Here is a 23,672-nt window from a genome sequence, read left to right on the forward strand (position 1 = left end):
GCTCAATCGGGCAGCAATGTCTGGCGCGATCTTCCTGGTCGGCTTTTTCCCGGGAGCGCGCACGAAAGAGCAGCCTTCAGGTATGTGGCAGGAATGAAGTCAGATCGCTTTCCGGTCGCGGCCGGTCCAACAATCCGAGCTTCACCGGCACATCGTAAAGGCGGCCCGGTGCGAAGCGGCGATAGAAATGACGCAGGCCGGGAACGAGCACTCTGACGACGGGAACCTCGACGTCGGGACGTGTCTGGTCGAGGACGAGGAAATCGTAGCCTGCACGGGCGGCGATCTCGACGCAGGCAATGACCTGGTCTCGCGTATTGTCGTGAAGCTTGAGGCTCGGCGCCGGGGGGATGATAGGGCGATCTCTCGGTGTCAGGAACGGGTAGTCTTCCAGACGCAGCGGTGTGACACCGTCGAGGGTCGGCTTCTCGCCGCTCGCGCCGCCCATCATGCCGACCGACATGAATTGGGTCAGCTCGGTGAGGGAGCGCAGCAGGGCTATGCGGCGGTCGAAATGCGCGCCGGAGCCGAACTCGATATTCTCGTGTCCATTCTGCATCCAGTGCATGATCGCCACGTAAGTCGGAATGCCGAGATCGGTGGTGATGTCGAGCACCCACAGCTTGCGCCCGGCTTCCGCAAATTGAGTTTGGAGATCCCGGACGTAGAAGTCGTCGAACTGCTCGAGGTCGACTTCGGCGCGCTGCACCCGGTTGTACCACCAGATCGCGTAGGCATCGCGCTCTATCAGCTCGAGGAAGCCCTGGACAATCGCTTCGTCGCGGGTGTTGCCGGCCGCGCAGCCGTTGGAATCCGTGTGAAAGCCGCCATAAAAGAAATACAGGAGACCCGTCGGCAGATATCTGAAGCGTTTGTCGCGCAGCGATGAGACCGGCGACCACTCGGTCCTCGTCGCGGGATCGAACGGCTCGGGCACCGGATGGGGATCGTCCGGTCGCTGGAGAAACCTGTTCTTGAACTGCGTTTCGCTGAAGAGCTGGACATCGTTGGGAAGAAGCGCGTCGCCAGGAGCGAAATCGTCAAATCGACGCGTCGTCCTGATCTCATCGCCCTGGAAAATGCCCGAATAGCGTTCGATCGATTCCATCAGCGCGCTGGCTTCGCCCTGCTCGGCGGTCGAGCCCTTGCCAAAGCTGCCGCCGCTCAATCCGGACCTGAGCTGGTCGATGCTGTGGGCCGGCGCGGAGAAATTATGCTGGGCGAAATAGTTGGTGTTCATCGGCAGATCGACGTCGATCCGCTCGAGCCTGGACACCACGCCTGTCAGTGGGCTCACATGCTTGCGGAAGCGCGACACCGTCGAGCGCGATGTCACGGTGCGGTATCCACCGCTGGTCATGACGAGCCTCTTGCCCTCGGCAATCTCGACCAGGGCCGGAGATCGGCGCGGGTTGTTCAGCTTCCTGCTGCCGCAGGTCGGACATTGCGGGCGTCGCGTCACGTAGTGCTTGGCGATGGCGGCGCCGGTCAGGTCGAAGCTTGCGATGTGATCGCGCAAATCGGTGCGAAAGCCCGAGGCAATCGCCTTGGCGATCTCGACGGCCGCAAAATGGATTCCCGCTTGGCCGACGCTTTCCCTGACGAGCGGCGATGTGGCAACCGCATGCGCCGGTCCCCGGTCGAGAAATCCCTTGATCTCCCGATTGCGGATCATGCGATCGAACAGGCAGGTCCAGCAGGCGCTCTCGCCCGGTTTGAACACGGGCCCGACCAGCGGAAACGGACCGGATGGCTGGACCAGCAACCAGGGCGTCTTGGCGGCCACTCGTTCTTGGTTCAGTTCAGCAAGTCGCCGGTCGAGATAGTCGTTCGCCAGCGTGATCGTGAACTTCGGCGCTCGCTTGGCGATTTGAACCCCGAGCTTGCTCAACGCCGCGGTCAGCTCCTTGGCGCCTTTGACGTCAATCGACTCGACCTGTACCGGGCAATTGCGAAGATTCTGCTCCGCGATCTCCAGGGGCATGCCTAGGCTTGCCAGGAAACCAGCGACGGCACCGTCAAACGCTTTCGAGGTCGCTGCAACGACATATCGGCGATCGAGGAGCCGCTTGATCGCTTCCTCGATCTTGTCGGCCGGAAAGTGCTTCGAAAGCTGGCGAATGATCTCCGACCAAGCCTTGCCATGTTTTCCGATCGCGGTGGCCAAGGCACAGTAGAGCTCGCCATGCAGGAAGAACTTGCGATCCTCGGAATAGAGGCAAACCGCATCGGGAGGCAGTACGTAAGCGGTGAAGTTCGGTGCAAATCGGAGAACGTCTTTGCGGGTCTGCCGCGCAACGCGGGTCTTGCGAGTTGCAGTCATTGAGTCAGCACGCTGATCCTGTTGCCGTCACGCTGGATCCCCGGCGCAAGACGGATCGTCGCGACCGCGCGCCGGCATTTTCCCGGAGAATTGAAACGAATTCAGCTGCCACCCGCAAGCTGCCGATGCAAGCATCGGAGCGAAATCAAGCAATTGGCCGGCCCCTTTCTTGAGGCCGGCCAATGACCTATCAACCCGTGAATTTGACATTCGGAGCGCGCCGAGGCCTAGCACCAGCGGCAGCGGCCCCACGATGCGCAGCAACCCGCGCATGATACGGCGCATCCCACCACACCGACAGCACAGCCAACTGCGCAACCTGCACATCGGCAACCGACGCCACATCGGCAACCACGGCAACCCCGACAGCCTCCGCAGCCGCGGCAACCGCCGCATCCACGCCACGCCAGCTGCACGCGGCTGCCGGCGTTTTCCTTGTCGAAGAGATGGAAGGTGGCGAGGCTGACGTCAGCCATTTCCTCGTCATCGAGCGTGATTGCCTGACCCGTTCCAAGGTGCGGCAATTGCTGCACGTCGGGTGTCGGCACGGCGGACGCCGATGCGCCTCCCGCCAGCGAGAACGTCAACCCTGCGGCTCCGAACGCCGGCACGGCGACTTTGGTTACCCGCTTCTTCCGTTTAGAAGTCTGCTTCGCCTGCCGCATGGTCCAACCTCCGAGCATTGCTAGAAGCATCCCAGCCGCGGTAAGTCTACGCTCAGGAAATAACACGAGCAAGAATTACGCGCACAAAAGCGCGGCGCTGCGCGTTCAGAATGTATTCATCTTCATGAACGGCATCGGCACGGGCAGTTGACGCAGGGCATCAACGATCGGCGCTGTTGGTGCGCGTGCAGCTTGGTGCAGTGCCGCAAGCGCATCGAATCTTGAACGGAGAGGTCCGCGTGGCAGATCAATCAGGGCGTTTCGCTTGGTATGAACTCCTGACCACGGATGTCGCGGCGGCCGGCGCATTTTATCGCAAGGCCGTCGGCTGGGGCGTGAGGGATGAATCGACCCCCGAACTGCCCTACATGGTGTTTCGTAGCGGCGGCGCTCCGCTGGGCGGACTTATGGATATCCCGGAAGAGGGGCGGAGATTGGGGGCGACGCCGAGATGGATGGGATACGTCGCCGTCGACGACCTGGACGCAACCGCCGTGCAGATCAGGCGCCTCGGAGGCAGGATCCTTGTGCCGCCGACCGACACCAATATTGGCCGCATAGCAGTCGTTGCCGATCCGCAGGAGGCGACGTTCGGGCTGATCAAAGAACCAACCTATGGCCGACGGAAACCGGGCCGGCTGGACGAGCAGGGGCGCGTAGGCTGGCATGAGTTGCTGGCCGCCGACCGGACCGTGATCTTCGATTTCTACAGAGAACTATTCGGTTGGCAGAAAGCGGACGCTCAAGGCGAACCAGCGGCCTGGTATCAATTGTTTTCGGCGGGTGGGCAGACGGTCGGCGGCATGCTCACGAAACTTCCGAGCGTGACGCAGCCGAGCTGGTTGCATTACTTCAACGTCGACGACATCGGTGCTGCCACGAAACATGTGAATGCTGGCGGAGGCCGGATCCTCCAGGGTCCGATCGAGTTGCCCGATGGCTGCTGGATCGCACGATGTGTCGATCCCCAGGGTGCCCTGTTTGCATTGCAGGGCGCCCGAGGTCAGACAAGCATTGAGCCATCCTCGGCTTCGGAAATCGGCTGGTCCGCCAAGTGGGGTGGCATTGCCTCCCAGGGGAGAATTGTGCTGCCCAAGCCGGAGCGCTAGCCACAGCGTCTCTCCGGCGCTGACCCGAGCTTGCAATAGCCCGCGCCGGGAGCAGGGGAGGCCTGCGAAAGGCCGATCCGGCCCTGTCCGGCCCAAGTTCCCGTTGCACCTGATCACCCCGTGCGCTATCCGGCCGGAAAGGCCTGAGGCGGCTCCATATTTTCCGCTCAGGCACCCAAACCCGAGGACGGAAACCGCCATGCCAGCCTATCGCTCCCGCACCACCACCCACGGCCGCAACATGGCGGGCGCCCGCGGCCTCTGGCGCGCGACGGGCATGAAGGACGCAGATTTCGGCAAGCCGATCATCGCGGTCGTCAACTCTTTCACCCAGTTCGTGCCCGGCCATGTCCACCTCAAGGACCTCGGCCAGCTGGTCGCCCGCGAGATCGAGCAGGCCGGCGGCGTCGCCAAGGAGTTCAACACCATCGCCGTCGACGACGGCATCGCCATGGGCCATGACGGCATGCTCTACAGCCTGCCGTCGCGCGAGCTGATCGCCGACAGCGTCGAGTACATGGCCAACGCGCACTGCGCCGACGGCCTCGTCTGCATCTCCAACTGCGACAAGATCACGCCCGGCATGCTGATGGCCGCGCTGCGGCTCAACATCCCCGCCGTGTTCGTCTCGGGCGGCCCGATGGAGGCCGGCAAGGTCAAGCTGCAGGGCAAGACCAAGGCGGTCGACCTCATCGACGCCATGGTCGCCGCGGCCGACTCCAAGGTCAGCGACGAGGACGTCAAGGTGATCGAGCGCTCGGCGTGCCCGACCTGCGGCTCCTGCTCGGGCATGTTCACCGCCAACTCCATGAACTGCCTGACCGAGGCGTTGGGCCTGGCGCTCCCCGGCAACGGCTCGGTGGTCGCAACCCACGCCGACCGCAAGCGCCTGTTCGTCGAGGCCGGCCACACCATCGTCGACCTCGTCCGCCGCTATTACGAGCAGGACGACGCCTCCGTGCTGCCCCGCAACATCGCGAACTTCAAGGCGTTCGAGAACGCGATGACGCTCGACATCGCGATGGGCGGCTCGACCAACACCGTGCTGCATCTGCTCGCCGCCGCTCATGAAGGGCAGGTGGCCTTCACGATGCAGGACATCGACCGGCTGTCGCGCCGCGTGCCCGTGCTGTGCAAGGTCGCGCCGTCGGTCGCCGACGTGCATGTCGAGGACGTGCATCGCGCCGGCGGCATCATGGGCATTCTCGGCGAACTCGACCGTGCCGGCCTGATCGACACCTCGGTCTCGACCGTGCACGCGCCGACCATGAACGATGCGCTGGAGCGCTGGGACATCAAGCGCTCCAAGAGCGAGGCGGTGCGCACTTTCTATCGTGCCTCGCCCGGCGGCATCCCGACCCAAGTCGCCTTCAGCCAGGAGCGCCGCTACGACGAGCTCGATGCCGACCGCGAGAAGGGCGTGGTGCGCGATCTCGAGCATGCCTTCAGCAAGGACGGTGGTCTCGCCGTGCTCTACGGCAATCTCGCGCAGGACGGCTGCATCGTGAAGACCGCCGGCGTCGATGCCTCGATCCTGAAGTTCTCTGGCCCCGCGCGCGTGTTCGAAAGCCAGGACGCGGCCGTCGAAGGCATCCTTGGCGGCAAGGTCGTCGCCGGCGAGGTCGTGGTCATCATCTACGAAGGCCCGCGCGGCGGCCCCGGCATGCAGGAGATGCTGTATCCGACCAGCTATTTGAAATCGATGGGCCTCGGAAAGGCTTGTGCGCTCGTCACCGACGGCCGCTTCTCCGGCGGCTCGTCCGGCCTGTCGATCGGCCATCTGTCGCCGGAGGCGGCGGAAGGCGGCAACATCGGTCTGGTGCGCACCGGTGACGTCATCGCCATCGACATTCCGAACCGCAGCATCACGCTTGAGGTCTCCGACGAGGAGCTCGCCAGCCGCCGCGCAGCGGAAGAGGCGAAGGGCGATGCCGCCTGGCAGGCGACGGGCCGCAAGCGCAACGTCTCCACCGCGCTCCAGGCTTACGCTGCGCTCACCACCAGCGCCGCGCGCGGCGCGGTGCGCGAGGTGAAGCGTCGCTCGAAGTGAGCATCGCGCCGTTCGCACGGCGTGCGCATAGTCAACAAGTCCTGAACGGCCGGCGAGAGCCGGCCGTTCGCGTTAAGGATGCTCCAACGAACTTCGGCAGCCCAGGAGTTTGCGGCGTATATTGCGCGCGACCTTCGCAAATCCAATTCGGGCAACTGGGGCACCACCGCAATGTCTCGTACTCTCGCTGTTGTTTTCTCTACGGCCGTCGCCGCGATTTCGATGACGGGCGCAGCCTCCGCCGGCTGCTACAATTGCTACACGCCGCCGCCGTGCCAGACCTGCTACCAGCAGCAATACGTCGCCCCGCAATACCGCACCGTCGACGAGACCGTGATGGTGTCGCCGGGCTCCGTGGTCGCGCACCGCACGCCGGCGCAGTACCGCACCGTGATGGTGCCGCAGACCGTGATGGTCGCGCCGCCTGGCGTGCAGTACGAGCGCATCCCGCCGCAATATGCGACGCGCCAGCGCGTCGAGATGGTCTCGCCCGGCTATTCCTATTACGCCCCGGTGCAGATGGGCTGCGCGTCCTGCGGCTACTGAGCCGAGGCAGCAACGAGGAATTCCAAGCGGCGCTCCCTCGGGGGCGCCGCATTGCTTTTGGGGGCAGCAAACGAGGCCCGGAAACGGAGGCGAATCCAAACCGGGCCTCGCAACCAGCGACGCCCTGGGAGATGTCGCCAGTGTCCGGGATTGCTGAGCGGCCGACCTGTGTCGGTGGCCGACGCGTTGCGTGAAGCTAGAGGAACAGCCTGACGCTCGCCTGACAGACCGGGCGCCGTGGAAAGGCAGGAGGCAGGGCGCGAACTTCGCGTTGCCTTGCGGCACCGACTGCGTTAAGCGACAGCCATTCCGGGCTTGGAAGGGTGGCCGAGTGGTTTAAGGCACCGGTCTTGAAAACCGGCGTGCCCGCAAGGGTACCGTGGGTTCGAATCCCACCCCTTCCGCCAGTATATTGTTCTCCTCTGTTCGCAGTCGTTCGAACTCCACAGCGAAATCAGTGACTTGCGCCGAAAAGCTGTACTTCGCAGTTCTCCGGTGTTCTCCCTAATCGGGACGCTGACCGTAGCTTTAGACCGTGGGTTCGGAGGACGTTTTTCCTGGAGGAACAATGGCTGGAAGGCTCAAACCACTCGACGTCGATCGCCAAACCAAGCCCGGCAAATACGCCGACGGCGGTGGGCTTTATTTGATCGTCACAGGACCAACTTCGAAAAGCTGGTCGTACCGATTCTGGAAGGACGGCAAGGAGCGTTGGCACGGCCTCGGCTCCTTGAAGGATGTGTCGCTAAAGGACGCGCGACTGGCACGCGATGCTGCGCGGCTGCGCGTGAAGGGCGATCGCAGCACCGCCGGCGTGGACATCGTGCAGGAGCGGCGACAGGCGCGCGAAGAGGCGAAAGCCGTCGAGGTCAAGGTCGTCATGCCAACGTTCGAGGAGTGCGCGGAAGCTTACATCCGGGCGAACTGGTCGACCTGGAGCGAGAAGCATCGCGATCAGTGGCCATCCTCCCTCAAGCGCTACGCTTATTCCACCATCGGCAAGCTGACGATCCCGGAGATCAAGCCGAGCCACATCCACGATCTGCTGAAGCCAATCTGGGTGGAAAAGCGGGAGACCGCGAACCGTGTCCGCGGCCGGATCGAAACGATCATCGCGAAGAACGTCGATATCGACGATCCGGACTTCCGCAATCCGGCTGAATTGACGAGGCAGCTGCGTGAAAAATTGCCAAAGCGCCCCAAACGGGTGGTCCGCCATCATCCTGCCTTGCCTTACAGCGAGGCGCCGGGCTTCATGAAGCTCCTTGCCGGTGCGCCCGGGACGGCTGCCGCCATGCTCCGTTTTCTGATCTTCACAGCTTGCCGCACGAACGAGGCCGTCGACGGGCAGTGGTGTGAAATCGATCGTCCGGCCGCCACCTGGAAAATCCCCGGCGAGCGGATGAAGATGGACCAAGACCACCACGTTCCCTTGACAGATCCCGCGCTGGCGGTGCTCGACGAGATGCGCGACGGCAGCCAAGGTGAACTGATCTTTATTAATCCCGATGGCGGAGCATTCTCCGAAAATGCGATGCTCGCGGTACTTGATCGTCTCGGCTACGGACACGTCACGGTGCATGGCTTCCGGTCTACCTTTGCCACCTGGGCCGAGGAATGCACCGACTATCCTGATGGAGTCCGCGAGGCTGCGCTTGCCCATAAATACAAGAGCGAGACTACTGCGGCCTATCAACGTGGCCAGAAGCTGGAAAAGCGACGAGCGCTGATGAAAGATTGGGCCGCATTCTTGAATGGTGCGAAGGTGGTCTCATTGGACGATCGGAGGGTAGGATAGCCTTCGACCTGGGCCAACCAGAGGCGTACGATCCAATGTCCGCTAGTCTTCATACAGCGACGGAATAGTGGGATATTGGATAAGGGCCGCCAAAGGCCATGTGTGGACGGCGGGCGTGCATCGAACCTTATCGATGCGCGCCTATGGCCGCGCGACGCACTCACGTGCGCCTCTCGGGCCTCCAGGTTGGCAAGAAGAATCTTCACCTCGCGCCGCATTGGTCGGAGCAGCCATGTGTTCGGCCTATTGCGCGGTTCACATGACCGCTGGCCATAATGCCCTCCGCGGATCAGGTCCCGGTCAAAAGCACGCATTCACCTCGGAGATCCGCTCCGGGTCAACTGCGAAGAACTCAGGTTGAGCAAATTTGGTCCGCTCTGTCGCCATGAGCGGACCTCCGCAGGCGCGGCGCAACTTCGCAGATAGGTCAGAAGCGGGCATCATAGCTTACACGGCGCACATTCTCTAAGAACCTCTCTGCTCCGCTTTTTGTCGTACCGTCTTAAGAACGGCAAAGGAATACGATCATGGACCGCGAACATGTGAAGGGTGCCGCCGACAAGGCAAAAGGCGCGATCAAAGAGGGTGCTGGCAAGCTTGCCGGAGACAAGGACCTGGAAGCCGAAGGCAAGATGGATAAGGCTAAGGGATCGGCCCACAACGCTGCGGGAGATGTGAAAGGACGCAGCGCGGGACGCCGCAGATGCGCTCAAGAAATAAGTAGAAGGAATATCGATCTGGAACTAAGCCGCCTCGTGGCGACCTTTTCTTTTTGCGCTAGATCAGAACTGATCCTGCACCCGGCGGTAGGCGGTTGCTTCGGGATCTTGTTCTTCAGTGGTCGCAGCGTCCCTCGCGGTAGGCGCGTTCGAGCTGCTTCGAGACCATGCCTTCGAGCCCCAGGATGCACGCGTGCCGGAAGAGATCAGCGCCGATCTCGCCTTGCTCGAACGGGGCGGCCTGGATGCCTTCGGCTCGGTTGCGCAACAGTCGCGCGAGGTTGGTCTTGCGGAGCGATAGCGGCAAGCGGCGATAGTCGTCCCCGGCGGCGGCCAGGAGGTCGAACGCGTAAAGCTGCACCTCGTGGTCGTGCTTGCGGGAATGCAGCGCGTCAAAATCGGAATTGTTATCGAGACCGAACACGACCGCCTCGCCATCGAGAATGAACTTCTCGCTGCGAAGCTTGTGCGCGGTCTTCACAATCCAGGGATAGCGGTCGGTCCAGTCGTGGCCGCCCCTTGTGATCAGGCGCACGCGCTTGCCCTCCCGCACAAGTCTGATGCGGTAACCGTCGTGCTTGATCTCGTGGAGCCAGTTGTCGCCGGTCGGAACGTTGATGCCCTTGACCGGGAGCGCGAACTCAATACGGGGGGCCCTGCGTCGCGATCTATCGCTCTCCCGCATCCCGTGCCGGTGGGTTTCGAGAAGGACCTCGGCGCACCTTGGCGGCGAAAATCACCAGCCCATCCTCGACCAGAAGCCCACGAGCAGCACGAAGACGGCGAGCCAGAGAGGTCGCCGAGGAAGGTTTGCTGGCAGCAAGCGGCAAATGATCCATACCGGCTTTTGCCTCTTTGAACGTTCGAGTGCTTTGACAGTTAAGCGGAACGATCGGTGTTCAGCGCCCGGACATTGCGTTGCGGGCGGATTGCTGCCCTTCTTGTACCAGCCAATCGCAAAATACGGCGGTCGGGGAGCCGTTTTCGCTCTCCACGGGCAAGTAGGCGAAGTAGCTCCTTGCTGGAAGACTGACACCGGGAAATGGCGCGATCAGGCGGCCGGCCGCGACGTCGTCGCCAATCAGGGCGGTCGGTCCCATCGCCACACCCAATCCATCGATCGCGGCCTGAATGGTCAGAAAGAAGTGATCGAATGTCAGCGTCGCCGCCGGAGTGACGCGAGGCTGTCCGGCTTGTAGCAGCCAATCATGCCAAAGCCGCGGCATCGAAGTGACGTGTAGCAAAGTGTGCCGAGCGAAATCAGAAATGTCATCCAGCGGCTGCGTCGCGGCGAGTGCAGGGCTGCAGACCGGCAAACGGCGCTCCGTAAGAAAAAGCCGGGATGTAAAGCCGTAAAACGAATCCGGGCCGCCGCGAATGACCACGTCGAACGTATCGGCAAGCGCGTCGATCGGGTCGTTGGACGTGGTGAGGCGAACCTCGATGTCGGGTCGCTCGTCCCGAAAACGTCTCAACCGGGGAAGAAGCCAGCGCATGCTGAATGTGGCCAATGCGTTAACGCGCAGCACAGCGGCAGGCACTTCGCCGCGCGTGGCGCGATGGCGCTGGACAGCCGAGGCAATGCGGTCGAGCGCTGGGCCGACCTCGTCGAGCAACACCGTGCCGGCGGGTGTGAGCGTGACTCGCCGCGTCGCTCGCCGGAACAGCTCGGGCGCTCCTAGCCGGTCCTCAAGGAGACGCACCTGCTGGCTGATTGCGCCATGCGTTACGCCCAATTCGACTGCGGCGTCCTTGAAGCTGCCAAGGCGAGCTGCCGCCTCGAAAGCGCGAACGGCGTTGAGCGGCGGCAAGGTCCTGCGCTGAACCATTGTTAGAAATCCTAACTCATACGACGATTATTACTGGTTTGCGCCAGTCCTTTCAATGGTTCATCGTATTGAAGGCGCATTGAGGAAGCCGAGATGCGTCATGATGTAGATTTTCTGAGCCGAGTCTCGCTTCGTGAAGCCGAGGAAATTGACATGAACGATGCGGCGACGTCGGCAACGAGCCACTCGCGCGAAACTGCACTAGGATTAACGGGCAAGGGGAAATTGCGCAGTCTGCTGGCCGCGTGCCTCGCCCATGCGCTCCATGACGGCTATACCGACGGTCTTTATGCCTTCATGCCGGTCTGGCAGGCGCAATTCGGCCTGTCCTATGCGGTGCTCGCCGTAGTGCGCGCACTGTATTTCGGAACAATGGGGGGCCTGCAGATCCCAGCCGACCGGGTTCTTCGCGGATTGTCGCCGCGTGCAGCGCTGAGCCTGTCTACTGTTGTTGCCACGGCGGGCTTGCTGATTATGGCGCTGCCGTTCGGCTTTTCGGGTCTTTGCGTCGGACTCGTCGTGGCCGGCATAGGTTCAAGCATCCAGCATCCACGTGGCTCGAAGCTCGTCTCCGACAGCTATGGTACGGCCTCCCGACGGCCGCTCGGGATATATAACTTTTCCGGCGATCTAGGAAAAGCCGCCTTGCCGGCGCTTGTCGCAGTCCTGTTGCCGGTCTGCGCCTGGCAATCGGTGCTGGGTTTGATGGCGGCGCTTGGGATGGTGCTGGTGGTCGCACTGGTATTGCTGACACCGGCTGCTTCTGTTCGTAGAAATGTCGTTGGAGATGCCGCGGTTGGCCGCGGTCGCGGCGGCTTTCGCATACTCACGACGATCGGTGCGCTGGATACGGCGACGCGTATGGGGTATCTGCTCTTTCTGCCCTTTCTTATCCATGGACAGGGGGGCGACTTGCCGGTTGTTGGTGTCGCGCTCGCCCTGCTTTTCATCGGTGGCGCGTTCGGCAAGGCGACATGCGCCTGGCTCGGCGAGCGGTTTGGTGTCATTGGCACCGTTGTAATCACCGAGGCAGCGACCGCCTTGCTCATTGCGGCAACGCTGTTCACGACTCTGACGCCAACGCTAATCCTGCTGCCGTTGCTCGGCATCGTGTTGAATGGCACCTCTTCGGTGCTCTATGGCACTGTGCCGGAGCTTTCCGACGGCGATACCGGGCGAGCTTTCGCAGTCTTTTATACAAGCGTCATCGGCGCAGGAGGTTTCGCGCCCATCGTCTATGGCACGATTGCCGATCACAGCAGCCGAACGATTGGGCTGCTGGCCTCGGCGGCAACTGCCGCCCTGATCGTCCCACTCGTACTAGCGTTGCGACCCTATCTGCGCAGCTCCGAGAAAGCCGTTTGATGAGTTGCGGGCAGGCGACGGACGGCCGAAGTGGCCGCGCCGTCCCGATTCCGGGCGGCCACGGTCCGATCATCATCATGCCAACATGGAGGTTCGCTCAATGGAAACCGTTTCTCAAGCGCCGGTGATGCTTGTAACGGGTGGTAGCCGTGGCATCGGTGCGGCAACCGCTCGGCTTGCTGCCGCACAGGGCTACGACGTCGCGATCAGCTTCGTCTCCAACAAGGCTGCCGCCCTTGCAGTAGCGGCAGATGTGGAAGCCGCGGGGCGCCGGGCGTTGCCCATATGTGCGGATAGTGCGGATTCCGAGCAGGTGGCGCAACTCTTTGCCGCGATCGACGAGAAGTTCGGCCGAATTGATGTGTTGGTGAACAACGCGGCTGTCCTCGCGCGACAGTCGCGGCTGGAGGATCTCGGTTTCGATCGGATGCAGCGGATCTTCGCCGTGAACGCGATCGGGCCCATTCTCTGCGCACAGCAAGCCGCGAAGCGGATGTCTTACCGACACAACGGGCCGGGCGGCTCGGTCATCAATCTCTCATCGGCCTCAGCTCGGCTCGGCAGTCCTGGCGAATATGTCGACTACGCCGCATCGAAGGGGGCCCTGGAAACGTTCACCATCGGTTTCGCCAAGGAGGTCGCGCGCGATGGAATCCGCGTCAACTGCATTCGCCCCGGACACATCTACACCGAAATGCATGCGAGCGGCGGAGAGCCGGGACGGGTAGATCGTGTCAAGGAGTCAATCCCGATGGGAAGAGGAGGGCGGCCTGAAGAGGTTGCGAGTGCGATCCTGTGGTTGGCCAGCACCGAAGCTTCGTTCGTTACTGGCACGTTTCTCGATGTTACTGGAGGCAAGTGACGGCTATATCTCGCGGAGGCTTTGCTCGGCGACTTCGAAATACCCATGTGAGCTCCTAGATTATAGCGATGGGCGCAGCGACATGCCCGGTAGTGGAGACCCACCGGATAAACTTTTGTGATTACCCTTCGCGGGCCGCTTGACCTCAGACTACGAGCGAGGGTGCCGAAAGGTCGTTGTAATCGATCACAATGGTAGCCTTCGCTTCCGGTTGGCAGTTCAGAAGATAGAGCCGCTGTCCCTCAACGTAGCGTCGATTCGATGGAGCTGCAGGGTCCAGCGACCAGCCATCGCGCGAAGCGCACCGCGCAACGGATACAGCGAAGTCTGTTCGGAGGAAAATCGAAACGTCCCAGTAGGTGAGCAGTTCTGGCCGATGAAGAAAGATGCCGTCTATCAGCAAAATGGAAGACGGCAGTGCCTCCAGATCATCGGCAGGTACACTGTCATCGGTCACATGATCGAAGATCGCTCGACGATACATGCGAGAACCACCGGGGCTCAGCGGGTCCAGCAGGTATTGCTTCAATGCCGTGTAATTGTACGAGTCCTCAAAAAAGCCTTCCGGTGAATGTCGCCCACGCCGATATCTGACCGTTTTTGGATTATGAAATCCGTCTACCGACGCTCGAATGACAGGCCGCCCCTTAGTCGCAACTAGGGTTCCGAGTTCATCAGCGAATGTGGTCTTTCCTGCCCCGTCGACGCCGTCGATAGCGACGCGGGCCGTTCGATCTGGCGAGGTTGCGACAAGGCGATCAGCCAAGTCGGATAGAAACTTCTTTCTATATTGCATCTGGATAGATGTACGCAGAGCGGAAGTCACCTAACCTACAATGAAGCTGCTCACTTTTGCAATTGGCCCGTGATTGACTTAGGCTCCGAAGATTGCGGCGTCTGTCGTCGTGGGGCGTGATTGGAGACGCACACCTTTCAAGCACGCGCAATTTACGAATGGCTTGGCTGAAGCGCCCGCGTGGTCAGCATCGATCTTTTCCGCACAAATCGCTTGCGGGCTTATTGACCCTTACCTAGTAGCTCCGACCGTCACCGATCATGGATTGTTGAATGACCGACGCCATTGTCCGTTCTGCCACGCAAGACGATCTGCACCAGATGTTGCGACTTTACCGATACCTTCATCCGAATGAGCCCCAACTGGAGGCCGCTACGGCCGAGCGCATCTGGATGACGTTGCTCACATCCAACTTCATGACCGTGATTGTGGCGCAAGCAGCAGAACTGCTCGTATCTTCATGCACTCTCGCCATTGTGCCTAACCTATCTCGCGGCGGAAGATCGTATGGAGTGATCGAAAATGTAGTCACCCATGCCGAGTACCGAAAATTAGGACTTGGCCGACGGGTTCTTGCTCACGCTATCGATATCGCGGTTCGGGCCGATTGCTACAAAGTCCATTTGGCGACAGGTTCAAAACAGGAGGCAACGCTAGGTTTCTACGAGAGGGCAGGGTTCCAGCGTGGTGCCAAAACCTACTTCGAGGTGCGCCGCCCCTAGCGTGCCATGTCGCGGAGTCTCGTTCGCCTTGCTTCCGCTCCGCTCGCCCGATAGGTTTCGCAACACACACAACCGCAATCGCGGCTATTCGGCAAGTTGTAGTGTCCGTGAGCGAGTAAGAGGAACAATCTGATCAAGGCTCCCGTTTTAATCATTCAGAGGAGGACCGCAATGAAGCTCGCCACAGTTCTTATGTTCGGTGTTCTCGCTTTTGGTTCGGCAGCGCGAGCTGATCAGCCGGGTCCGGATTGGTTGCCAATCGACCAAGTTAAGGCGAAGGTTATGGAATCGGGCTACACGGAGGTCACCAAGCTCGAAGCCGACGATGGCCGGTGGGAGGGAAAAGGCATCAAGAATGGGCAAAAGATGGAATTCCACGCCGACCCTAGAACAGGCGCCATAGTGAAAGAGAAGTTAGACGACTAAGTCTATGAGATGCGGGGCGGCCGCCTGGTACTTCCCAAGGAAAAGTAATGGCAGCTGGCCACTTTCTCGACCGCCCCTACAGTAAGAGGCAGCCACGATCGGATAGTGGTCCCGCACCGACATTGATGCTATTCAAGGCGGCGAGGATACCCGCAGCGGTGTCCTCCCGATTAACTAAGAACGCCCGGTCCTACGGCTCTGAGCTGCGTGGAATCGGGCGTCTTTTTCTCTGCTGGGGCGTATTCGCCTCGCCTCAGCGGCGACTAGGATAGTCGTTCGGGAAAAAGCCTTTTCCGAATAGCGGGAGGTCGGCGTGAGCTTGATACCCCGAGACGGCCGAGCACATCCTTTGCATCGCAGCGACGACGTCCACCGCACTGCTTGTGCAAGTGCGAAATGATCTCCTGTATAGCTCACACATGACTTTCGGCTTCAAGTATACTCTTGGCGTTTTCGGTCGGTGTGTTAGCTTTTTTCAAAGGAGGTTAGCTGCGCCTCCCTTTGACTCTGATTTCCGACCTTCTAGATTTCCAAAGGAGGGCGGGTTTCTTTCCAGATCGAGCGTCGGCGACGGGCTATCGGTGAAAACACGCAGGCCAGAATGGGAGGCGACGAAGTCCGCCGCGCTTTACATGCTCAGGAATGGCCTTGCGAGTTACAAGGAAATTGCGGAGCTTTCCGGTTGTTCAAAGCAGGTGGTCAGGATTTGGGGGGTGAAAGTTGATGCGCCTAAAGCCCGAAAGCGCCATCTCCAACAAGCCTGGGCTCGCGCTAAACAATCGCGCGTCTGATCGCCCATTCCCGTAGAGCATGTCCTGAATGGCCTAGGTTGGCGCGGTTTGCGACGGACCGCTTCACGGAGCTGGTGAGCCATGGGTCATGACGAATTGGTGATTATAGTTAGAGTTGCGGGTGCTCTCGCTGTTGGCGCCATGATCGGGTTCGAGCGTAGCTTTCATGGCCGCCCTGCGGGTTTTAGAACGCATTCCCTCGTCTGCATTGCCTCAGCCATTCTAATGATCGTCACGGTTTATCAGCACCAGTGGATGACCTTGCTTGAGCACGACGCCATCCGGACTGACCCAACGCGCATGGCGCAGGGAATTATGACCGGCATCGGCTTTTTAGGCGCGGGCGTCATCTTCAAAGAGGGACTGACTGTCCGGGGACTGACAACGGCCGCGTCCATCTGGGTCACGGCAGCAATTGGTATTCTGGTTGGAATTGGATTCTGGTTTGCGGCGTTCGTTGGCGCCGTTGCGACCCTGATTGTGCTCGCGCTATTCAGAGTCATCGAAGCTCGATTGCCGAGTGAGTTTTACGCCCACCACATGCTGCGCTTCGCCCGCGACGATGTTATGGGCGAAAACGAGATCCACAAACTGATCGGGGCTCACGGTTTTACGATCGCCAACCTGTCATCCCGCCTCAGTGAGGGCGGGCAGCAGTTCGAATACCGGATGACGATAAAGAGCCGCGACAGGGCTAATGCAGAAAGACTTGCCAAGCATTTGCGTGGCTTGCCCGAGGTAGTTGAGTTTCGCATTACGCCAACCGGGGACTAGTTTCTGAGTGGCTTAGATATCCTCAGCGCTGAGGGTACGGAGCAACGGTTATTCTCCCGATGACTCGATCCCGCTCCCGCCTTCGTTTCCCCTTGGGTGCGGGTTCTTTTCAAAGGTCCGAGTCGATCTTGCGGATGTCGTAGTGCGGCGCAGGGTTATTTCGGAAATAGCCTATCACGAATGTAGCGCGACGTTGGCGTCAGCCTGACGCCACGCGGCTTGCGCCATACCGCCTTGTCGATCTCGCGCTTGTCGCCAATCTTCAGCGGGCCGGTGACCTTCTTCGCGACGAAGATGGCATCACTCATCTTGCGCCCCGACCGGCGGTTCTTGGCCTTTAGTTCTCTCCAGAGCCTCACAGCGCCGAGTTTGAGCTTGGGCAGCTCTTCCCCGATTTCGCGGCGTAGGCATTTCCTCTCGCTTTCACCCAGGCGTTTTCGGCCACCGGGAAACATCCAGAGCTTGTCGCGCCGGCGCCTGACAAGGAGCACGCGCCCTTTCCTCGCGGCGACTAGTTTTGACGATTTAGCCATCTAGGCTCGACTCAAAATGGTTGTGGCATCATTGTACTTCACCATTGTCGGGCTTCAACAACGCGGCCTGCGATAGTCCGTCCCTGTCCATAAGAGCCACGGAAAAACCCCGCCTCTAAGGGGAGACGGGGTTTAGTCAAAGGGAGGTACTCGCTGGCCAGCGCGTACCCCGCGCCAAAACTACCACAAGAACGGTACGCATCAATAGGCAGTTTGACGGCGAAAGCCTGGGGGCGCCTGCGCTGGGCTGCCGCGTCGCACATTGATCATGTCGGTTTGCCTGAGCCCGTCGAGGCCGACGGCTTAGCCTCAAGTCCAATTTCTAATCCGGACGTTCGAGGCCGCAACGGGGCAACCTGCGAAGAACTTAGGTTGAGCAAGTCTGGTCCGCTCTGCCGCTATGAGCGGACCTCTGTCAGGCGCGGAGCAACTTCGCAGCTGGGCCAGAAGGAGACATTCGGCGGTGCGAACGACCTACGAGCAAAACTCAGCTGCGTGGTGCGCGCCGCCAAAGCGGGGCTCAATCCGTGGGCTGCGGGCCGTCGTAGCCTTCGATCACGATGATATCGATGTCCACGGCGTCCGCGCGCAATGCCCTCGCCTTAGTGTATTCAGGTGAGCGGTAGCAGGCGAGCGCGGTTTCGTAGTCCTTGAACTCGATCACGACGTTGCGGTCGCGCGCATTGCCCTCCACCGCCTCGAAGGTGCCGCCGCGCACCAGGAATTTCGCGTCGTATTTGCGGAGCACCGCCGCGAAGGCGGGGCCGTAGGCTTTGGTGTATTCGGGTTTGATCACATCAATGCGCCCGATCCAATACCCGTTCGGCATGTTGTCCTCCTCATCTTTGCATTCTCAAATCAAGAGGGGCCGCTGGGGGTTAAATTGCTCTGCGGTGCATGGTTCCGTCGGGTTGACGACACCGTTGGCCTCGAGGTTAGTGGCGCCGCGGGGCCAGGCTAATCGAGCGTCGAGGTCCGTTCAGGTCAAAAGCAGTAAAGTTCAACTCGAGCAGATGCTTTCCCGCTTCTACGTCAACAGCTGACCTCGCCTTTATGGGTACACGCCGTAGTTTGATGCGTCGCAGTGAAATGGTGTCTTGCTGCGGTGCCTCTACGCTTCCGCTCCGCAAGATCGGTATGCGATCACCATTTTGCCTGAAGCGAACGCGTGTTGAGGAACGCGGCCTCACGAGCTTGCATTGTCGGTGTGATCTTCAATTTTAGATGAGGCCAACAATGCATCCTGTCGTCAGAATGGTCGCGATTGCGACAGTCCCTGTTTGGATCGGATTGACCCCGGAGTCCGCCGCAGCACAGGATTTCAATGATCGATGGTCCATCATTCCAAAGGCCCACGCAGACCCGGCCCCTGAGGGACTCGAACAGGTGAAGAAGGACGAGCCGCAAGCGCAACCTCCGACTGGACAAGATACATTGAAGGACGCTCGAACTTCCAATCGAGTTTTTTCCGGAAAGGCTTCCTTCTATGCGTATTCCAAGAGCAAGACAGCGAGCGGCTCGTTATTCAATCGGAATCTACTGACGGCCGCCCATCGCAACCTACCGTTCGGCACCAAGGTCCGCGTAACCCATGGCGGAAGCAGCGTCATCGTCACCATCAATGACCGAGGCCCGTTCGTTCGTGGCCGCGTCCTAGACCTTTCGCGCGCCGCGGCGCAAAGCTTAGGAATTACGGAGCTTGGCGTCGCCCATATTCGTGCTGAGGTGTTGTAGAGAACGATGCTGATAGAAGGCGTGCCCTTGCCGCGCCAGCTTAAAACCGGCCAAGCACCGAAGCCGCTGTAAGACCCCTCCAGCGCGATCTAGGCCCTAGACCATCGCCCTGCCGCGGGTACCTTCGTTCTGCTGCACCCTGTTTTTCGACATCTGCACCGACACGGGCTCAAGTGCGAGCCAATCTTGGATTACCTGCAAAGCGGTTTTCGATATCGTTTTGACTGCTCATTAGCCGCGCAAACTGCTGCTTGAAAATCCCTGCAGCACGTTCTCATATAAATCCTGTAGGTGCAGGTCCGCTTCGGGTCGATTTCGTTGAAAAAGGCCGGCAGTATTTCGTTGTAATGGCTCCGTCGCGATGTGGCCGAACCGCTCTACCGGCCTCTATGCGAGCCTCGGGGTGGGTATCGGGATCAGCTTGGCCATCTTTCGAAGGTTCTGAACGGTGGCTGCGAGGATGAACTCGTCGCGCGCGCCGTTTGGGCCTCGTAGACGTAAACGGTCGAGCTTGAGAATGCGCTTGAGGTGCGCGAACAGCATCTCGATCTTTTTGCGGAGCCGGCGCGAAGTGCGGCCCTCCAATGATCTTGCGATCTGGCGCGCCATGTCGCGAGCGCCCTCGTAGATCGAGCGCGGCACCCTCCGTGAAGGCTGCTTAGGGCAACACCGGGACTTCAATGCGCAGCGATCACAATCATGCTTGCTGGCGAGGTAAAGCATGGTGGCGCCATCATTCACCAGCGTTCCAGTCGTGGTAAGAACTTTACCGCTGGGACAGCGGTAGAGGTCCCCGGCATGGTCATAGGTGAAGTCATCGCGCGAGAAGATCCCGCCGTGCGGGCGGACTTGTCGAAGACTGTAACGTGCGGCTCGATGCCGTGCTCATAGACCAGCCAGGCAAGCATCTCGGCCGAGCCGTAGCCGCTGCCACCGAGAAGCCGGTTCGGATAGAGATCGAACCGTTTGAGCGAGCGCTCAATCATGCGTTTGGCGGCCAACACCTCCGCCTGCCGGATCGCCGTCGTCGCCTCGACATCGACGATGATCGCGTTCTCAACGTCGATCAGGTAGTTCGTCGAGTAGGCGAAGAAGGCTTGGCCACCATGCGCCCCCGTCCAGCGTGCCGCCGGGTCGGAGGGCGACACGAACTTCGGCGTGACCTCGGTCGCAGCTCCGAAAGCGGCATCATCGAGGACAGCCAGATACTCATCGATCGCTCGGCCGGCAGCATCCGGCGGAAGTCCCTTGTCGCCTTCGATCCCCTTCTGCCGATTGGCATCGGCCTTGATTAGGCTCGCGTCAACGGCAAATCCTTCGCCGCCGACCAGTCGCTCCTCGATGCAGCGGCCCAACACGCTCTCGAACACGCGACGGAAGAGATCGCTCTGCCGGAAGCGGCCATGCCTATTCTTGGAGAAGGTCGAATGATCCGGCACCGCCCCATCCAGACCGAGCCGGCAGAACCATCGGTAGGCCAAATTGAGGTGAACCTCATCGCACAGGCGCCGCTCCGACCGGATGCCGAAGCAGTAGCCGATCAGGAGCATCCGGATCATCAGCTCGGGATCGATCGAAGGTCGACCGATACTGCTGTAGAAGGGCGCCAGGTCCTGCCTAATCTGTTCAAGGTCGACAAATCTATCGATCGACCGGAGCAAGTGGTCGGCGGGGATGTGCCTTTCGAGTGAGAACTCATAGAACAACGCAGCCTGTTCGACTTGCCGATGCCCCATCATGATCTTCAGTCCTGCCAATTAGACAGACTGAATCACTGATCTCTCTGCGTCGCAACCGCTGCCTTTTTCAACAGAATCGGTCACAAGCAGACCAAAAGCCGCCGGCCGAGCGACTTCCGCTTTTACCCTAGAAACCGACGTCGATCGTGACTCACTTGAGCGACGGGCGCAGCGCCGCAGTTCGAGACCAAAATCGTAGATTGTAACCGTAGCAGTCGCGCCGGGCGCCGAAAAACGTCCAGTATTCAACAGAATGTAGAGGAGGGAGTATCTTCCAAGACGCGCCACCCCGGTGGAGTTACCCTCGCAGCTTTGCTTGGAAATGCTGAACACGTTCAAGAGCTTGCTCAGCATGGATAAATTCTATTTTTGCGAAGCTCAAAAAGTGCCAGACTTTCAATAGCTTAGTCGGCAGCAAATTCGCCCGCAGGTCGCGCGAGTTGGTGAGGGCCTGTTACCAAGCCGAATAACGTTGACTTCGTTAGAAAGGAGCTGCGCCGAGCGCCCTGGGAATGTTCAGTCGCCGAATACTGAACATCTGGGAACAGGGCGATGATTTCCACGAAAGAAGGCGAGCGCGCCGTAGTCGCGACCGTTAACGAGACTATGTTTGCGCTCAGGATCGGTCGCGCGAAGCTCTACGAGTTGCTGCATTCGAGAGCGTTGGACAGTTATCGCGAAGGTGCTTCTCGAAAGATCACTTGGAGCAGCATCGACGCATATGTCCAGCGCCGTTTGGCGGAGGAATCTAAGCGGCGAGGCAGCGAGTAATTCCATGCAGCCCGCGACCGAACCTCTAGCAGCGATAGTGTCCTCGAACCGGCGTAAAGACGTCGCGACGAGGCCGATGCCATTCCCTAGCGAAGGGAGGATTTTAGGAGTTTCGAGGCACTTAGGCCGGAGTTTGGGTCAAGCGCGCTTCATTGAAACTCAAGGCGTTTCAGCTTCAACACCCAATCAGCTTATCGTGAAAGGTAAGGAGGGTCGGTCTGCGGCCGCACGTTGTCGTGCGAACCATCACGAGTTCGGCGTAGTCATTCCTGATCCGGAGCCGCCAGACAAAAGAAAGCGCCCCCCGAGGGCAAATCGGGAGGCGCCGGCTTTCTTAGGTACTTGGGCAGCTGCTGATTCTGCTTACCCGAACGAGGAGCTCCGTTCAAGCGCCCCAGCAATATGGGGGCGTCCGTGAGCGAGAAATTCGACTGGGATGACGGATGCCTCGTTGTGCCGTTCCACCCGGCGCAGAACGAGACCGCGGTGTACACGAATGCTTTCGGTGAAATCGTGCTGCGGCAAAAGACTCCAGGCGCTTGGAAGGATGACTACGATAAGCTCGTAATCTTCCGACCGGAGCACGCGGAGGCAATCGTTCGCGCGATCATCGCGGAGGTCGGCCTTCCATACGTGCTGGTCGGTGAGTGCAGCGAGAACTCCGAGCCGACTGCCCGCAAGGTCACGGACGTCACGGCAGCGGAACGACAGCGCCGCCACCGGGCGAAGCTGCGGGAGCGCCGTGACCCCAACCGTGACAAGAGGGATGCCGCGGCTGCTCAACCGCCGTTGCCACCCGATCGCGTCCAACTCGCGCTCGTTTGTACTTCAGCCGAGGACGAGGAGAAGGATAGCCAAGAAACGGCGCTTGCGCGCTGACCGAACCGCCGCGTTCGGTCGGCCGTGGGCTCCGCGATTGCGGGACCGCGCGGAGGCTCCCGCCGCAATCGAGGTACTTCGGCCGACCGTCGCGAGAATTGCGACGAGTCGAGATCGGCCATGATCTCGTCGCCGGGGAGGGAAGAGCACACCTCTTTCCCCCGCCGATGGATGACCGCCAGCGCGCCGCGAGCTCAAACAGCGGCAGCGAGCCGGACGCTACACGCCATTTGGCGATCGGAAACAAAATGCGCGGGTTCAGGTGTCCCCATTCCTTCCCGCGGCCTTCAGGTGCCCGGCAACCCCGGGAGCGGTTGAAGGCAAGTCGCAGCCGTCAGCGGGATGACAACCCGGGCCGGCCGACTTGCGGGATGAGCCGAAAAAATCATCCCAATCGTCACGCCCCTCCACAAGGCGCGACGGGCGGACGCGGCGGGGCCAACGTCGCGCGAACTCCACGACGAGTTCGAAGGAGAACCAAGTACGCGAGGCCGAGTGGGCCTTCTTCCTCGTCAGGAGCTTCAGAGTGGGTGTTTTCCCAGACTGAAGGCGGAAAGGGGCGAAGCTATGCCCGGTTAGACAATGTAGGGGGCTTTTTCGGTAACGCGGACAAGATCCGTTCGCCGGCAGGCGGGCAGCCGGCGAGTCACCGTCCGAGAGGACTGAGACGGTGAGACATCTTAAGAATCGGTAGGGTGTCTCACCGCTGCGGCTCGTGAATGCAGGGGCACGACACTCGCGCGCGAGGACTTGGTTTCCTCCAACAACACGATGATGGACCCGAGCGAGCACTATGAGGGCGATTTGCATCGAATTCGGCTCGCGAGACACCGCGAGTCACCGCGCGCACCAGATGAGACATGGTGTCTCAGGATTCGCCAGGGCGGAAACCCAATTGGGCGAAAGACTTAGCGTGAGACACCCGTGCCGGTTGGCCGGTGAGACACCCCGGGGGACGCAAACCTATGCCCGCGGCGCCAATCCTTTCGCCTAGGAAGTCAGCTTCCGCAGAGAGTGGCAACCAAAGAGACCCGTCTGGGGCAGTGACTTCTGTCCCTTACTTGGGCGCAATGGTGCATCGGCCCACTGATCGAGCTGCTCCCGCTGAGTGGGGGGCTGGTAGAAGCCGAGCAGCCCCTGGCCTAAGTCGTCGGTGCGCGTGGTCGACCGAGGAAGGGTCCGCCGGTCGCAGCCCGGGATCACCATCTGCAATCCAGCCGGGGTACGCTCCACGTTCCTCA

Annotated in this window: 19 protein-coding genes, 1 tRNA gene and 2 pseudogenes; 14 read left to right on the top strand and 8 right to left on the bottom strand. The window is 60.6% G+C overall.

Annotated features, from left to right (window positions below; translation table 11 throughout):
* Nucleotides 1-76: 76 nt before the first annotated feature.
* Nucleotides 77-2,323, bottom strand: a complete 2,247-nt coding sequence (locus BRAGE_RS0115040) for a TOMM precursor leader peptide-binding protein (RefSeq protein ID WP_027559173.1) — start codon at nucleotides 2,321-2,323, stop codon at nucleotides 77-79.
* Between the two features lie 904 nt (nucleotides 2,324-3,227).
* On the opposite strand from BRAGE_RS0115040, the gene BRAGE_RS0115045 reads away from it, so the two are divergent.
* The 6 genes and pseudogenes from BRAGE_RS0115045 to BRAGE_RS57725 all read left to right on the top strand — a co-directional run.
* Nucleotides 3,228-4,097, top strand: a complete 870-nt coding sequence (locus BRAGE_RS0115045; RefSeq protein WP_231164030.1) for a VOC family protein — start codon at nucleotides 3,228-3,230, stop codon at nucleotides 4,095-4,097.
* A gap of 199 nt (nucleotides 4,098-4,296) precedes the next feature.
* Nucleotides 4,297-6,147, top strand: coding sequence for a dihydroxy-acid dehydratase (gene ilvD / locus BRAGE_RS0115050; RefSeq protein WP_027559171.1), 1,851 nt, complete (start codon nucleotides 4,297-4,299; stop codon nucleotides 6,145-6,147).
* A 222-nt stretch (nucleotides 6,148-6,369) separates the two neighbouring features.
* A complete protein-coding gene (locus BRAGE_RS0115055; RefSeq protein WP_027559170.1) occupies nucleotides 6,370-6,693 on the top strand; it encodes a hypothetical protein in 324 nt (107 codons plus the stop codon).
* A 317-nt stretch (nucleotides 6,694-7,010) separates the two neighbouring features.
* Nucleotides 7,011-7,100, top strand: a tRNA-Ser gene (locus tag BRAGE_RS0115060).
* 161 nt (nucleotides 7,101-7,261) lie between these two features.
* Nucleotides 7,262-8,491 carry a tyrosine-type recombinase/integrase gene (locus BRAGE_RS48595; protein ID WP_027559169.1) on the top strand — a complete coding sequence of 410 codons (1,230 nt, stop codon included), beginning with the start codon at nucleotides 7,262-7,264 and terminating at the stop codon, nucleotides 8,489-8,491.
* A 527-nt stretch (nucleotides 8,492-9,018) separates the two neighbouring features.
* A pseudogene (locus BRAGE_RS57725) lies at nucleotides 9,019-9,114 on the top strand (CsbD family protein); the annotation flags it as partial.
* A gap of 211 nt (nucleotides 9,115-9,325) precedes the next feature.
* Here the strand turns inward: BRAGE_RS57725 and BRAGE_RS48600 are convergent.
* Together BRAGE_RS48600 and BRAGE_RS0115075 are read right to left on the bottom strand one after the other, a co-directional pair.
* Nucleotides 9,326-9,895, bottom strand: a complete 570-nt coding sequence (locus tag BRAGE_RS48600) for a DNA ligase (protein ID WP_051377878.1) — start codon at nucleotides 9,893-9,895, stop codon at nucleotides 9,326-9,328.
* A gap of 214 nt (nucleotides 9,896-10,109) precedes the next feature.
* Nucleotides 10,110-11,039, bottom strand: coding sequence for a LysR substrate-binding domain-containing protein (locus BRAGE_RS0115075; protein ID WP_035729737.1), 930 nt, complete (start codon nucleotides 11,037-11,039; stop codon nucleotides 10,110-10,112).
* 93 nt (nucleotides 11,040-11,132) lie between these two features.
* Here BRAGE_RS0115075 and BRAGE_RS0115080 point away from each other — a divergent pair, with 93 nt between their 5' ends.
* Both BRAGE_RS0115080 and BRAGE_RS0115085 read left to right on the top strand, forming a co-directional pair.
* Nucleotides 11,133-12,404 (top strand): MFS transporter, encoded by a 1,272-nt coding sequence (locus BRAGE_RS0115080; RefSeq protein WP_231164029.1) that lies wholly within the window; start codon nucleotides 11,133-11,135, stop codon nucleotides 12,402-12,404.
* Between the two features lie 100 nt (nucleotides 12,405-12,504).
* The gene (locus BRAGE_RS0115085; RefSeq protein WP_027559166.1) at nucleotides 12,505-13,266 is read left to right on the top strand and encodes an SDR family oxidoreductase; all 762 of its coding nucleotides are present in this window, start codon (nucleotides 12,505-12,507) and stop codon (nucleotides 13,264-13,266) included.
* Nucleotides 13,267-13,411: 145 nt separating this feature from the next.
* Here BRAGE_RS0115085 and BRAGE_RS52780 read toward each other — a convergent pair whose 3' ends face one another.
* Entirely contained in the window at nucleotides 13,412-14,032 is a 621-nt protein-coding gene (locus tag BRAGE_RS52780; protein ID WP_231164028.1) for a uridine kinase, read from the bottom strand.
* A 302-nt stretch (nucleotides 14,033-14,334) separates the two neighbouring features.
* Here BRAGE_RS52780 and BRAGE_RS0115095 point away from each other — a divergent pair, with 302 nt between their 5' ends.
* The 3 genes from BRAGE_RS0115095 to BRAGE_RS0115105 all read left to right on the top strand — a co-directional run bounded on the left by BRAGE_RS0115095 (nucleotide 14,335) and on the right by BRAGE_RS0115105 (nucleotide 16,775).
* A complete protein-coding gene (locus tag BRAGE_RS0115095) occupies nucleotides 14,335-14,784 on the top strand; it encodes a GNAT family N-acetyltransferase (RefSeq protein ID WP_027559164.1) in 450 nt (149 codons plus the stop codon).
* Nucleotides 14,785-14,955: 171 nt separating this feature from the next.
* Entirely contained in the window at nucleotides 14,956-15,210 is a 255-nt protein-coding gene (locus tag BRAGE_RS0115100; protein WP_027559163.1) for a PepSY domain-containing protein, read from the top strand.
* An 872-nt stretch (nucleotides 15,211-16,082) separates the two neighbouring features.
* Nucleotides 16,083-16,775 carry an MgtC/SapB family protein gene (locus tag BRAGE_RS0115105; RefSeq protein ID WP_027559162.1) on the top strand — a complete coding sequence of 231 codons (693 nt, stop codon included), beginning with the start codon at nucleotides 16,083-16,085 and terminating at the stop codon, nucleotides 16,773-16,775.
* Nucleotides 16,776-16,930: 155 nt separating this feature from the next.
* Here BRAGE_RS0115105 and BRAGE_RS0115110 read toward each other — a convergent pair whose 3' ends face one another.
* Together BRAGE_RS0115110 and BRAGE_RS0115115 are read right to left on the bottom strand one after the other, a co-directional pair.
* Complete coding sequence (locus BRAGE_RS0115110; RefSeq protein WP_027559161.1) at nucleotides 16,931-17,308, bottom strand: NUDIX hydrolase; 378 nt, start codon at nucleotides 17,306-17,308, stop codon at nucleotides 16,931-16,933.
* A gap of 520 nt (nucleotides 17,309-17,828) precedes the next feature.
* Entirely contained in the window at nucleotides 17,829-18,137 is a 309-nt protein-coding gene (locus BRAGE_RS0115115) for a DUF1330 domain-containing protein (RefSeq protein ID WP_027559160.1), read from the bottom strand.
* 407 nt (nucleotides 18,138-18,544) lie between these two features.
* On the opposite strand from BRAGE_RS0115115, the gene BRAGE_RS52785 reads away from it, so the two are divergent.
* Nucleotides 18,545-19,042, top strand: coding sequence for a septal ring lytic transglycosylase RlpA family protein (locus BRAGE_RS52785; RefSeq protein WP_084334316.1), 498 nt, complete (start codon nucleotides 18,545-18,547; stop codon nucleotides 19,040-19,042).
* A 387-nt stretch (nucleotides 19,043-19,429) separates the two neighbouring features.
* Here the strand turns inward: BRAGE_RS52785 and BRAGE_RS48610 are convergent.
* Nucleotides 19,430-20,781: pseudogene (locus tag BRAGE_RS48610) on the bottom strand (transposase).
* An 18-nt stretch (nucleotides 20,782-20,799) separates the two neighbouring features.
* Nucleotides 20,800-21,135, bottom strand: coding sequence for a hypothetical protein (locus BRAGE_RS54540; protein ID WP_141263052.1), 336 nt, complete (start codon nucleotides 21,133-21,135; stop codon nucleotides 20,800-20,802).
* A gap of 198 nt (nucleotides 21,136-21,333) precedes the next feature.
* Here BRAGE_RS54540 and BRAGE_RS0115135 point away from each other — a divergent pair, with 198 nt between their 5' ends.
* Nucleotides 21,334-21,552 carry a DNA-binding protein gene (locus BRAGE_RS0115135; protein WP_027559159.1) on the top strand — a complete coding sequence of 73 codons (219 nt, stop codon included), beginning with the start codon at nucleotides 21,334-21,336 and terminating at the stop codon, nucleotides 21,550-21,552.
* Between the two features lie 414 nt (nucleotides 21,553-21,966).
* On the top strand, nucleotides 21,967-22,431 hold the full coding sequence (locus BRAGE_RS0115140) for a hypothetical protein (RefSeq protein ID WP_141263055.1): 465 nt from the start codon (nucleotides 21,967-21,969) through the stop codon (nucleotides 22,429-22,431).
* The last annotated feature ends 1,241 nt before the right edge of the window (nucleotides 22,432-23,672 follow it).

Source organism: Bradyrhizobium genosp. SA-4 str. CB756, assembly GCF_000473125.1.
Taxonomy (GTDB): Bacteria; Pseudomonadota; Alphaproteobacteria; order Rhizobiales; family Xanthobacteraceae; genus Bradyrhizobium; species Bradyrhizobium arachidis.